Consider the following 11,919-nt stretch of genomic DNA (forward strand, 5'->3'; position numbering starts at 1 on the left):
ACTATCTGGGGATCTCAACGCGTTCCAGCAGGCTTTGCAGCACGCTGTCGACATTGGCGCCTTCGATCTCCGCCGACGCCGATAAGAGCACACGGTGGCGCATACAGGGGGCATAGAGCGCCTTGATGTCATCGGGCAGCACATAGTCACGACCATCCAGTGTAGCGCGCGCCCGTGCGGCCCGCGCCAGCAGCGCGCCCGAACGCGGTGACGCGCCGACGCTCAGTTGCGCCACTTCGCGGGTGGCCCGGATCAGGTTGACGATGTAGTTGAGATTGGCGTCATTCAGCTTAACCTGCGCCACCACATCAATGGCCTGAGCCAGTGTTGCGGCATCGATAACGCGGGAAATATTCAGCGTAGTATCGGTCGCCGCCGCATTGCCCGACAGGCTGACGATGCGTCGCTCTTCCTCGATGCTGGGGTAGCTTAAAATGTGCTTGAACAAAAACCGGTCAAGCTGCGCTTCGGGCAGGGGATAGGTGCCCTGCTGTTCAATCGGGTTCTGGGTGGCAATGACCGTAAAGCGCGCCCCCAGATCGTGGCGGGTGCCATCCAGCGTCACAAACCGCTCCTGCATGGCCTCAAGCAGGGCGGCTTGAGTCTTGGGCGGGGTGCGGTTGATTTCGTCGGCCAGCAACAGATCGCAGAAAATCGGCCCTTTGCTGAGCGAAAAGCTGGAGGTCTGAAAGTTAAACAGGTTCGACCCCAGAATGTCGCCGGGCAGCATATCCGGCGTGAACTGGATGCGGCCAAAGCGCAGATCAAGCGATTGGCAAAAGGCCCGCGCCAACAGGGTCTTGGCGGTGCCGGGAGGCCCTTCGAGCAGGATGTGGCCGCCCGAAAACAGCGCCACCAGCATAAGCTCGACCGTATCGGCCTGGCCCACCACCGCCTTGGCGATTTCGGCCCTGAGCTGGTCCGCTAAGGATTTAATGTCGGATATTTGCACGGTGTCAGCTCTCCGTTTTGGATGGGGTGGTGCGGGGTTTGATATCGCCCGTCTCAAGACGCCATTGATGCAGGCGCTGACACAGGCTGATGAGATGGGCAGGCGTGGTCACTTTGGTCGCGTCGCGGGCGATGGCGCTATAGGTTTCGGTGGTCCCCGTGCGCGCGCTCAACTGATCGGCCAGTTCATCGGACGACAGGGTGGCGTGGCCCATATAGCCGCGCGCTTTAAGGGCCGCATCGCGCATCATCTGGGCATAGAGCGGGGCCAGTTTCGGCTCGCGTCCGGCCTTGCCCAGCAGGCGCGCGGCATTGTCCGCCAGTATGCTGACCCCGCGCCCCAGCGGTGCCGATTTGGTCATATCATGGGCGGGGCCAAAGCGGGCAAAGGCCGCCCACATCAGGCCCAGCCCCAGCACCATAAAGGCCAAAGGCACGGCAATAAACGGTGGGGTGGCGATATGGTGCAGCAGGCTTTTGTCGACCGAATGGCCGTTGAAGGTGAGGTTAAACACAACCGACGGCGGGGTGGCCGATTTACCACGTACAGCGTCAATCAGGGTCAGGGCCGTGACGACTTTTTGCGGGTCGCCCAAAATCTGGTTATTGAGCAGGTCGGGGTCGGTCAGCAGATAGACCGGATGTGTGTATGGTTTTTCACCGGGCAGGGCATTAACGCGCGCCAGCACGATTTCGCCCTTTGGGCCGGTCAGGATCGGGGTGAGTTTAGGCGTCGCCACGACCGATTGCAGGCCCTTGATCTTACCGGCCTTAAGCGGAGCCGTAAACAGGGTCTGGCCCGATGCGGGTTGCAGGGTCAGGGTGCGCGAGACCTTGGTGGGGGCGCGGGCAAACTGATAATCGACTGGCACCACAGGCCGCGTCATGATCATCTTTTCACCGGATTTTTCCAGATCCGAGGTTTCGGTTCGGGTGTCCGACAGCAATCGCATCAGATCAAGCAAAGTGCTGTAAGGCTGCGTCCATTCGTTTTGCGACCAGCGCGGACGGGTGCGGTGAGGTGCGGCCTGCCATTTCGGCAGTACGATCAGGACAGCGTCCCCTTGCGCGTCGTAAAGGATGTGATCGGATTTGGCCTTATCCGCGCCACGGGTGGCTTCACCTATGTCTTCGGGGCCACTGACTGAGGCACGCGTTTCGGCCACCTTGCGTCGGGCGAGGATCGCTTCATATTCACGGTCCGAGCTATCTTCGGATGCCGCCTCCTCCGCGCTCGCTGAAGACGCCGTCTGCCCGCTTTCAGCAGTATCAATCGTATCAGCGGCAGGCATTTCCAAAGCATAGAGCGCAAAGACGCTATCGACATCTTCAAGCGTGATGATCTCAAGATCATAGCGCTGTTGCGGGCCGGTTTCGCGGCGGTTGATATCGCTGCGGTAACCGCGCGCATCGAGCAGTTTATAGATACCTTTAAAGCCGTGCGGTGAGATCGCGCCGGCATCGGCTGACTGCGGGCTGTCCGGATCGAAGGACGGCGAAATCAGGATCAGGGCCGCCGTCGCAAACAGGCCGACGCACAACAGGCCGACGATCATCGGTAGCAGACGATTAAGCGGGGGCAGGCGGAGATTAAGTTTCATCAGCCGATCCCTTCGATGGCGACGAAATCGACATAGGCCTGACGGCAGGCGTCGAACCCTTCGCGCCCGACACGGATACCGGCGAAATAGCTCATTTCAACCCAGCGCGTAATTTCCCCGAATGCCGGACGCGCATCATATGGCAGCAGCGGATGGCTTAAGATATCGCGCGATGAATAATGGCTGCGCACCAGATCGGGCCGGTAAGCGTTCAGATCGGCCACCGACCTCAGCAACAGCAAATGCACGGCTTCATCATAGTCACCCTTGGCCGCCAGCGCGTCGATATCGTGCAACAGGGCGGCAGCGGCGTCTTTGGTGGGCCGCCACATCGTCTCAGGTTTCATCACATCGCGCGGGAGGAAGCGTTCAATCTGCTGACGGATCAGCATCCGCACAAACGGCGATAGCACCAGTACCGCCAGCGCAAACACCAGAAAATAAATCAGCCAGGGCAGGATGGGCCCAAGGGGTGCCATGATCTTGCCGATCGCGGTGATGACATCGCCCAGCCAGTGCAGCACATCTTTGAGCCATTGCGGCATCTCGGTCTTAGGCGGGTTAACCTGGGCGAAGTGGGTCTGGATGTAGCCGCTGCCATTGACGTCATCAATCAGGCTGCGGGCCTGATCCTGAGTCACAGATTCCGGGGTCACAGACACGCCCACAGGCGCGGCCGCCGATGCGGAAACGCTCGCGTCTGTCTGACTGTCGGAAAGCCTAAGCCCCATAACCTCTCCCCACCCCACGACCATAGGCTGAGGACATATTTGGGTCAATCGGCAATTGGACGCAGGCGGCCTTTAACGGTAATTTATGCCCGAAAATACGTGGACTGAAAATAGTCCTCAGCCTGCCGCATAAAGTCATCGGCAATCGCGCGCACGGCTTGTGGCAATTCATGGCGCGGCCGGAACAGTCCGATCTGACGCGTCGGCGTAAACCCTTCCAGATTTACAAAAGCGGCGGCGCCATTTTGATAGCTGGTTTGATAGCTTTGGGGCATGACGGTGGCACCAACCCCTGCCGACACCATATCCAGCGCGCGCTCATCATGGCGGGTACGGTAAACCAGTGGCGGTCGCACATTGCGGTCGGTGAAATAGCGGCTGGTTTCAGACAGAACTTCGCAGAAAGATCGCACGATCATCGGCTGATCAGCCATGTCTTCGCCGCGTACCGTGCCCGCGCCAGCCAAAGGGTGATCCGGCGGCAGCACTAGGCTATAGCCCTCACGATAAAGCGGCACACTACGGTCATCCTCAACCCGCCGGATCGACAGCGCAAAGTCGATGCCGCGCTCATCCATGCGGTTGAGCAGTTCCTGCTCGGTGCCATCCGACAGTTCAAACTGCGTGTTCGGATGTATCGCACGAACGCTTTTGATCAGGCCCGCGATCCGTTGTGACGGCAGGGTATGCAGCACGCCCAGCCGCAGTACCGGTGCCGTGACACCTTGCGCCACTTCAGCCAGAGCCAGATTACATTCATGCAGGATGGTCTTGGCGCGGGGCAGGAACCGCGCCCCGGCGGTGGTCAGAAACACCCGCTTATTGTTGCGCACAAAAAGGGCGGCCCCAACCGTCTCTTCCAGCCGTTTTATCCCGGCCGACAGGGTGGGCTGGGTCACGGACGAGGCACTGGCGGCCTTGGAAAATGAGCCGGTTTCAACCACCGCCAGAAAATAACGCAGCAGGTAAGGGTCCATTATACTCCCCTGCCTTGGCGTGGGAGGTGGCGCGCCAAAGGCGTGGCGGAGGGAGGCATGTTTGCACCAGTATGAATAGAAAATTTCTATCAATTCTATTTTTATAATCGATTTTATCAATTTCAACAAGATGGCTATCCTACGGGTAAATACAGGGAATCCACATGACCATCTGGGTCAGCGACATCGATACCGCCTCTGAGGGTTTTCGCGCCAATGCCGCGCGGCTGAAAGCCATGACGGCGGAGTTGCACGCGCTCACCGCCCGCATAGCTGAGGGCGGGCCCGCCGCTGCCCGTGACCGCCATGTCGCCCGTGGAAAGCTTTTGCCGCGTGATCGCATTACCGCCTTGATCGATCAGGGCTCGCCCTTTCTGGAAATCGGAGCGTTAGCGGCGCATGGGGTTTACGCCGAACAGGTTGCGTCCGCCGGGATCATCTGCGGCATTGGCCGGATCGAAGGCACCGAGTGCATGATCGTGTGCAATGATGCCACGGTTAAGGGCGGCACTTACTATCCGCTGACGGTCAAGAAGCATTTGCGGGCGCAGGAAATCGCCCTGACCAACCATTTGCCCTGTGTCTATCTGGTCGATTCCGGCGGCGCCAACCTGCCTAATCAGGACGAGGTCTTTCCTGATCGCGATCATTTTGGCCGCATCTTTTTCAATCAGGCGCAGATGTCAGCCCGCAATATCCCGCAGATCGCCGTCGTGATGGGCAGTTGCACGGCGGGCGGGGCCTATGTGCCGGCCATGTCGGATGAAACCATCATCGTGCGCCATCAGGGGACGATCTTTTTAGGTGGGCCGCCGCTGGTTAAGGCCGCGACCGGTGAAGTGGTCAGCGCCGAAGACTTAGGCGGTGGCGATGTGCACGCCAGACGCTCAGGCGTGGCCGATCATCTGGCCGATAATGATGCCGAGGCCCTACAGATCGCGCGGCGAATTGTGCGCCATTTGAACCGCACAAAAACGGTATCTGTGGCGGTACGGGAGGTGCAGGCACCGGCGTATGACCTTGAGGAACTTTACGGCCTGATCCCGGCCGATCCAAAGCAGCCTATCGATGCCCGCGAACTGATCGGTCGCATTGTCGATGGTTCGCAATTTGATGAGTTTAAGCCGCTTTATGGGGAAACCCTGATTACCGGATTTGCCCATCTTTATGGCTATCCGGTAGGTATTATTGCCAATAACGGGGTGCTGTTTTCGCAGAGTGCCTTAAAAGGCGCGCACTTTGTGGAACTGTGCGCCGGACGCGGCATACCGCTGATCTTTCTGCAAAACATCACCGGCTTTATGGTTGGCCAAAAATACGAAAACGAAGGCATTGCCCGTGATGGTGCAAAGCTGGTGACGGCGGTGGCCTGTGCCAATGTACCTAAGCTGACCCTGATTTTCGGCGGCTCCTACGGGGCTGGTAATTACGGCATGTGCGGACGGGCCTTTGATCCGCGCTTTGTGTGGATGTGGCCCAATGCGCGTATTTCGGTCATGGGCGGCGCACAGGCGGCAGGGGTTCTGGCCACCGTTAAACGCGATGCCATTGAAGCCAAAGGCGGCACATGGTCGCTAGAGGATGAGGCCGCCTTTAAGGCCCCCTATATCGAACAGTTCGAGGCCCAGAGCCATGCCTTTTATGCATCGGCGCGCCTGTGGGACGACGGGGTGATCGACCCTGCTGACACCCGCCGGGTCTTGGGGTTGTCGCTGTCGGCGGCTTTGAATGCCCCGATTCAACCGACCCGGTTTGGTATATTCAGGATGTGAGGTCACAGCATGTCGTCCCTATCGCTACATATCGCTGATGGCATTGCCCGCGTCATCCTCAACCGGCCTGAGCGGCATAATGCCTTTGATGCCCGCCTGATCGATGATCTGGAAGACACCTTCACCCTGCTGGGGCGGGACACAAACGTCCGGGTGATCGTCCTGACCCATGCCGGCGTTAATTTCTGCGCCGGTGCTGATCTGGAATGGATGGCGGCCTCGGCGGCCAAACCGAAAACCGAAAACCGCGAAGACGCCCTGAAAATGGCGCGCATGTTTGCGGCCATCAACGCCTGCCCTAAACCGGTGATCGGGCTGGTGCGCGGTAAGGCCATCGGCGGGGGCGTAGGGCTGGTGGCGTGCTGCGATATCGTCATTGCCGCCCCCGATGCCAGCTTTGCGCTTAGCGAGGTTAGGCTGGGCCTGATCCCGGCGGTGATATCGCCGTTCGTGGTGGCTAAGATCGGCCCCTCACAGACCCGCCGGTACATGATCAGCGCCGAGGCGTTTGATGCCATAACCGCCGTGTCCATCGGCCTGATCCATGAGGTGTGTGCGGATGGGGAGGCGACGCTTACGACCCTGATCGCCACCCTGCTGCGCAATGCGCCAAAGGCGATGGCGGAAGTTAAAACCCTGCTGGCCGATGTGGCGGGGAAAGCCATAGATGACGATCTTTTGAGCGTGTGCGCCGACCGTATTGCTGCGCGCCGGGCCTCATTTGAGGGCATGGAGGGCGTGGCCGCCTTCCTTGGCAAACGCAAAGCCGATTGGGTGCCCAATGACTAACCCGATGAGCAAACTGCTGATCGCCAATCGCGGCGAAATCGCCTGCCGCATCATCCGCACCTGTCAGCGGATGGGTATCCGCACGGTGGCGATCTATGCTGACACCGATGCCCGCGCTGTGTTCGTGAAAGACGCCGATGAAGCCTATGCTCTGGGTGGGGTGACAGCGACCGAGACCTATCTGCGGGGCGACCGGATTATCGAGATCGCCAAATCTTGCGGTGCCGATGCCGTCCACCCCGGCTATGGCTTTTTGTCGGAAAATGCAGAGTTTGCCGAAATGTGCGCTGAGGCAGGCCTGATCTTTGTTGGCCCGTCGCCAGAATCCATGCGGGCCATGGCGCTCAAAGGCGCGGCCAAGGCGCTGATGGAGGCAGCCGGTGTGCCGGTCACCCCCGGCTATCATGGCGACGATCAGTCGGCTGATACCCTGCAACAGGCCGCCGACCGTATCGGCTATCCGTTGCTGATCAAGGCTGTGGCTGGCGGTGGCGGCAAAGGGATGCGCCGCGTCGACGGGCCGCAGGATTTTGCCCACGCCCTGGCCGCCGCGCAGGCCGAGGGGAAAAAAGCCTTTGGCGACCCGAAGGTGCTGATTGAAAAATATATCACCCGCCCCCGCCATGTGGAGGTGCAGGTGTTTGGGGATCGCCACGGGCAGGTCGTACACCTGTTTGACCGTGACTGCTCGATGCAGCGCCGCCATCAAAAGGTGATCGAAGAAGCCCCTGCTCCTGACCTCAGTGATGCCACTCGCCATGCCCTGCACAATGCCGCCGTGCGCGCCGCACAGGCCATCCAGTATCAGGGTGCCGGTACGATTGAATTCATCCTCGATACGGATACGGGCCAGTTCTATTTCATGGAAATGAACACCCGGCTTCAGGTCGAACATCCGGTGACGGAGATGATCACCGGCCTTGATCTGGTCGAATGGCAGATCCGGGTGGCGCGCGGCGAACCCCTGCCGCTGATGCAAGCTCAGATCACCCAGACCGGTCATGCGATTGAAGCCCGTCTCTATGCCGAAGACCCCTATGCCGATTTCATGCCCTCAGCCGGTACGCTGACCCGGCTGGAGTTTGCGCACCGCATCCGCATCGATACCGGCGTGCAGGCAGGCGATGAGGTCAGTATCTATTTCGACCCCATGATCGCTAAGCTCATTGCGCACGGTAAGGATCGGGCCGCCGCGATTGCCGGTTTGCGTCAGGCTCTGATCGATACGCGGGTCGAGGGACTGACCAGCAACCTCAGCTTTCTGCGCCGGTTGATCTCGGCACGCGTGTTTGTGGCGGGAGAGATTGATACCGGTTTTATCGAACGGCACCGCGAAGACCTGATGATCCCGTGGCCGGATATTGCGCAGCATAAATCGCTGTCAGACCCAAATTCACCGTGGGGAGCCACCGATGGCTGGTGGCTCAATCAGCCGCCGGTCAGTCCACCCGATCTACGCCGTTTTACCGCACACGCCGTTCAGCGCCCGACCGGTCCTGTGGTGATCGAGGCCCCCATGCCGGGTTTGGTGGTGGCGGTCGAGGTTTTTGAGCATGCCCGCGTCACCAGGGGCCAGCCTATGCTGGTGCTGGAGGCCATGAAGCTTCAGCACACCCTGAAAGCGCCCTGCGACGGCAGGGTGACGAGGTTGAGCGCCACTATAGGTCAGCAGGTGTGCGGCCACGATGTGCTGATGACCATCACCCCTGTCGATGAGGAAGTTGCCTGATGTTTGATTTCCCACATCTGAGCTTTGGCCATGATGACGATATTACGGCCCTGCGCGATCTGGCGGCGCGCTTTGCCGCGCGTGAGATTGCACCGCTGGCGGCCACGGCCGATCGTGAGGATCAGTTTCCCATGCACCTGTGGCGACGGATGGGGGGGGCTGGTCTGCTGGGGATCACGGCGCCCGAAGTCTATGGCGGGTCTGGTCTGGGCTATCTGGCCCACACCATCGTCATGGAAGAAATCTCACGCGCCTCGGCCTCGGTCGGCCTGTCTTATGGCGCCCACTCCAACCTGTGCGTCAATCAGATTGTGCGCAATGGAAACGACGATCAGAAGGCCCGTTATTTGCCTAAGCTGATATCGGGTGAGCATATCGGTGCGCTCGCCATGTCCGAGTCGGGGGCGGGGTCGGACGTGGTGTCGATGACGCTCAGGGCGGATAAACGCGGCGATTATTATGTGCTGAACGGCACCAAGATGTGGATCACCAATGGCCCCGATGCCGATGTGCTAGTCGTCTATGCCCGCACCGATCCGCACGGCGGCGCGCGCGGCCTGACCGCCTTTCTGGTCGAAAAGGGTTTCACAGGTTTTTCCGTGGCGCAGAAACTCGATAAGCTTGGGATGCGCGGCTCCCACACTGGCGAACTGGTGTTTGAAGATTGCAAAGTGCCGGTGGAAAATGTGCTGGGTGAGGTCGGGCGCGGCGTCAATGTGCTGATGTCAGGGCTGGACTATGAGCGGGTGGTGCTGTCGGGCGGGCCACTGGGGATCATGCGGGCGGGGCTCGATATCGTCATGCCCTATGTCCATGCGCGCAAGCAGTTCGGTCAGTCGATCGGCACGTTTCAGCTTATGCAGGGCAAGCTGGCTGACATGTACACCACCTGGGGGGCGTGCCGGTCTTACGTCTATGCGGTGGCGCAGGCCTGTGACCGCGGGGAGACCACGCGTAAGGACGCTGCGGGCTGCATACTTTATGCGGCAGAAAAAGCGACCTGGCTGGCGGGTGAGGCGATCCAGTGTCTGGGGGGCAATGGCTATGTCAACGAATATGCCACGGGCCGGTTGTGGCGCGACGCCAAGCTGTACGAGATCGGGGCCGGGACGTCCGAGATTCGGCGGATGCTGATCGGGCGTGAACTGTTTGAGGATACGAAGTGACCCGCCCCACCCGTGTCACTCTTTATGAAGTTGGCCCGCGTGACGGCCTGCAATCCGAAGCGGTCACGGTGCCTGTGCCGGTCAAGATCGACCTGATCAACCGTCTGTCGGCAGCGGGTCTGACGCACATCGAAGCGGCCAGTTTTGTTTCTACCAAATGGGTGCCGCAAATGGCCGACGCTGAGGCGGTCATGGCCGGTATTGCGCGGGATGCGCGGGTGAGCTATAGCGCCCTGACCCCTAACCTCATCGGCTACACGCGGGCGATATCATCGGGGGCTGACCGGGTCGCGGTCTTTGCCTCGGCCTCCGAAAGCTTCAGCCTGAGAAACATCAATGCCACGATCGCAGACAGCCTGATCCGTTTTGCACCCGTTCTGACCACGGCTGAAAAAGATCAGGTGCCGGTGCGGGCCTATGTGTCGTGCGCTTTTGTCTGCCCCTATGAAGGCAGGATTGCGCCCGAAGCGGTGTTAAATGTGGCGCAAAACCTGATCGACATGGGCTGTTATGAGGTGGCCATAAGCGACACCATCGGGGCTGCAACACCGGCCGATATGGCGCGTCTGCTGGATCAGGTCTTGTCGCATATTCCGGCGGACAGGTTGGCCGTGCATGTTCATGACACCTATGGGCAGGCGCTCGCCAATATTCTAACCGCGCTCGATTACGGCATTGCCACCTTTGATTCCTCGGTCGGCGGGCTGGGCGGTTGCCCCTATGCGCCGGGGGCATCAGGCAACGTCGCGACCGAAGACGTGCTTTATATGTTGAACGGGCTGGGGATCGAGACCGGCGTTGACCTTGACGCCATCATAGAGACGGCATGGTTTATCAGCGAAGCGCTGGGTCATGCGCCGCGCTCGAAACTGGCTATGGCTAAGGCTCGTTAAGTTGGTATTGACGGTCAGCGCGTTTGAGTCCCATTCAAAACTTATATTTAGCCCCCTATAACCAGATGCAGGTTTGCTTAAGGGTTGCATTATGCGTCATCTGAAGTTTGCGGCGGGTATTTTAGGGATTGCGGGCCTTGCCTTGCGCCTGGCGGAGGATGTGCGCCTGCACCGCCTGCGCAAACGTCTGGCGCGGGTATCGGATGAGACCTTCCTGAAAACCGCCCGCAGCCTGAACGCCTTTGAAAGCAGTCTGGCCCGTCTGGCGGTTGAAAAATCCACCAATGACGATGTACGCGCCTTTGCCGACCATGTGCTCGAAAAAGAAGGTGACGTCACCGGCGACCTGATTGAGATCATGGATGTGGCGAGAGAAAACGACGTTTTATCGAGCGAAAGCGCCCGACCGGGCGTCGGCGATCGTTCGCCGCCCTCGCGGAGCCCATCTTCGGGCGTGAGCGAAAAGAAATCGAACTTTAAACCGATCTATCATGGCTGGGTCGACGATCTGCAGCATGCCAAAGCCGCTGGTTTTGATCAAACCTTTGTCGATGTGGGGCAAACCGTTTATCAGGGGGCGGTGTCGGTATTCGAAGCCTATGTCCGCGATGATGCCACCGGCCCGCTCAAGGATTATGCCGCTCGCAATATCCCGCGCCTTCAGGCAAGGCTTAGCCAGCTTCAGGCGCTTGATCTGTCGGTTCCGCAGCCGGTTGAGGCCTAAATCATAGGTGATACGTCGCGCTTGAGGCGGCGCAGGCAATAGATCGAGCGGGTGTGTTTTATGCCCTCGAACTTCAATAATTTTTTGCGCAGGAAGGTCTCATAGCCTTCCGGTCCATCGACCGCGACAATGATCACATAGTCGAATTCGCCGGTCGTCAGATAGACATCGATCACTTCGGGCAATTGCTGAAGGTGTCGTGAAAAGTTCTCGATCTTTTCATCATCATGGTTTTCCAGATTGACCTCGACGATAAAGGTATCGGGCCGTCCGACCTTGGCCTGATCAAGGATGGCCACATAGCCGGATATGACCCCGGCCTCCTCCAGACGCTTGATCCGCGACCAGCACGGGGTCTGCGACAACCCCACCTGATCGGCGATTTCCTGCGTCGTCAGCCGACAATTTGTGCGCAGCAATCTGAGGATTTTCCGGTCGGTCTCGTCCAGACCTTTGGTGTCGGTGGTTCTCGGCATTTCCCTGTTTCCGGCTATTAGTTTTATTCTACGATAACATATATTTTCAGAATTTCATTCCGGATTTTTGTGCAATGCGCGCAATGATCAGAAAGTAATTTTGCTTATAT

11 protein-coding genes are annotated in these 11,919 nt (G+C 59.3%); 6 read left to right on the plus strand and 5 right to left on the minus strand.

The annotated features are described in order from the left end of the window. Nucleotide 1: 1 nt before the first annotated feature. The 4 genes from IE102_RS03295 to IE102_RS03310 form a co-directional block, all read right to left on the minus strand. The gene (locus IE102_RS03295) at nucleotides 2-952 is read right to left on the minus strand and encodes an AAA family ATPase (RefSeq protein WP_189484946.1); all 951 of its coding nucleotides are present in this window, start codon (nucleotides 950-952) and stop codon (nucleotides 2-4) included. A 4-nt stretch (nucleotides 953-956) separates the two neighbouring features. After that, a complete protein-coding gene (locus IE102_RS03300) occupies nucleotides 957-2,552 on the minus strand; it encodes a hypothetical protein (RefSeq protein WP_189484947.1) in 1,596 nt (531 codons plus the stop codon). After that, nucleotides 2,552-3,208, minus strand: a complete 657-nt coding sequence (locus IE102_RS03305) for a hypothetical protein (protein WP_229807539.1) — start codon at nucleotides 3,206-3,208, stop codon at nucleotides 2,552-2,554. The genes IE102_RS03300 and IE102_RS03305 overlap by 1 nt, the downstream gene beginning before the upstream one ends. A 158-nt stretch (nucleotides 3,209-3,366) precedes the next feature. After that, nucleotides 3,367-4,260, minus strand: coding sequence for a LysR family transcriptional regulator (locus tag IE102_RS03310; RefSeq protein WP_189484949.1), 894 nt, complete (start codon nucleotides 4,258-4,260; stop codon nucleotides 3,367-3,369). Between the two features lie 164 nt (nucleotides 4,261-4,424). Here IE102_RS03310 and IE102_RS03315 point away from each other — a divergent pair, with 164 nt between their 5' ends. The 6 genes from IE102_RS03315 to IE102_RS03340 all read left to right on the plus strand — a co-directional run bounded on the left by IE102_RS03315 (nucleotide 4,425) and on the right by IE102_RS03340 (nucleotide 11,333). Next, on the plus strand, nucleotides 4,425-6,032 hold the full coding sequence (locus IE102_RS03315) for a carboxyl transferase domain-containing protein (protein WP_189484950.1): 1,608 nt from the start codon (nucleotides 4,425-4,427) through the stop codon (nucleotides 6,030-6,032). Between the two features lie 9 nt (nucleotides 6,033-6,041). Further along, nucleotides 6,042-6,821 (plus strand): enoyl-CoA hydratase-related protein, encoded by a 780-nt coding sequence (locus tag IE102_RS03320; RefSeq protein ID WP_189484951.1) that lies wholly within the window; start codon nucleotides 6,042-6,044, stop codon nucleotides 6,819-6,821. A 4-nt stretch (nucleotides 6,822-6,825) separates the two neighbouring features. Next, the gene (locus IE102_RS03325; protein WP_189484952.1) at nucleotides 6,826-8,550 is read left to right on the plus strand and encodes an acetyl/propionyl/methylcrotonyl-CoA carboxylase subunit alpha; all 1,725 of its coding nucleotides are present in this window, start codon (nucleotides 6,826-6,828) and stop codon (nucleotides 8,548-8,550) included. Further along, a complete protein-coding gene (locus tag IE102_RS03330) occupies nucleotides 8,550-9,716 on the plus strand; it encodes an isovaleryl-CoA dehydrogenase (RefSeq protein WP_189484953.1) in 1,167 nt (388 codons plus the stop codon). Before IE102_RS03325 ends, IE102_RS03330 begins: the two co-directional genes overlap by 1 nt. Continuing rightward, entirely contained in the window at nucleotides 9,713-10,609 is an 897-nt protein-coding gene (locus tag IE102_RS03335) for a hydroxymethylglutaryl-CoA lyase (RefSeq protein WP_189484954.1), read from the plus strand. Before IE102_RS03330 ends, IE102_RS03335 begins: the two co-directional genes overlap by 4 nt. A 91-nt stretch (nucleotides 10,610-10,700) precedes the next feature. Then, nucleotides 10,701-11,333, plus strand: coding sequence for a DUF4142 domain-containing protein (locus tag IE102_RS03340; RefSeq protein ID WP_189484955.1), 633 nt, complete (start codon nucleotides 10,701-10,703; stop codon nucleotides 11,331-11,333). On the opposite strand, the gene IE102_RS03345 is transcribed toward IE102_RS03340, so the two are convergent. After that, nucleotides 11,330-11,809 carry an Lrp/AsnC family transcriptional regulator gene (locus tag IE102_RS03345; protein ID WP_189484956.1) on the minus strand — a complete coding sequence of 160 codons (480 nt, stop codon included), beginning with the start codon at nucleotides 11,807-11,809 and terminating at the stop codon, nucleotides 11,330-11,332. The two genes, IE102_RS03340 and IE102_RS03345, sit on opposite strands and share 4 nt — an antisense overlap. Between the last annotated feature and the right edge of the window lie 110 nt (nucleotides 11,810-11,919).

This window comes from Asticcacaulis endophyticus (assembly GCF_014652575.1).
In the GTDB taxonomy this organism is placed as follows: Bacteria; Pseudomonadota; Alphaproteobacteria; order Caulobacterales; family Caulobacteraceae; genus Asticcacaulis; species Asticcacaulis endophyticus.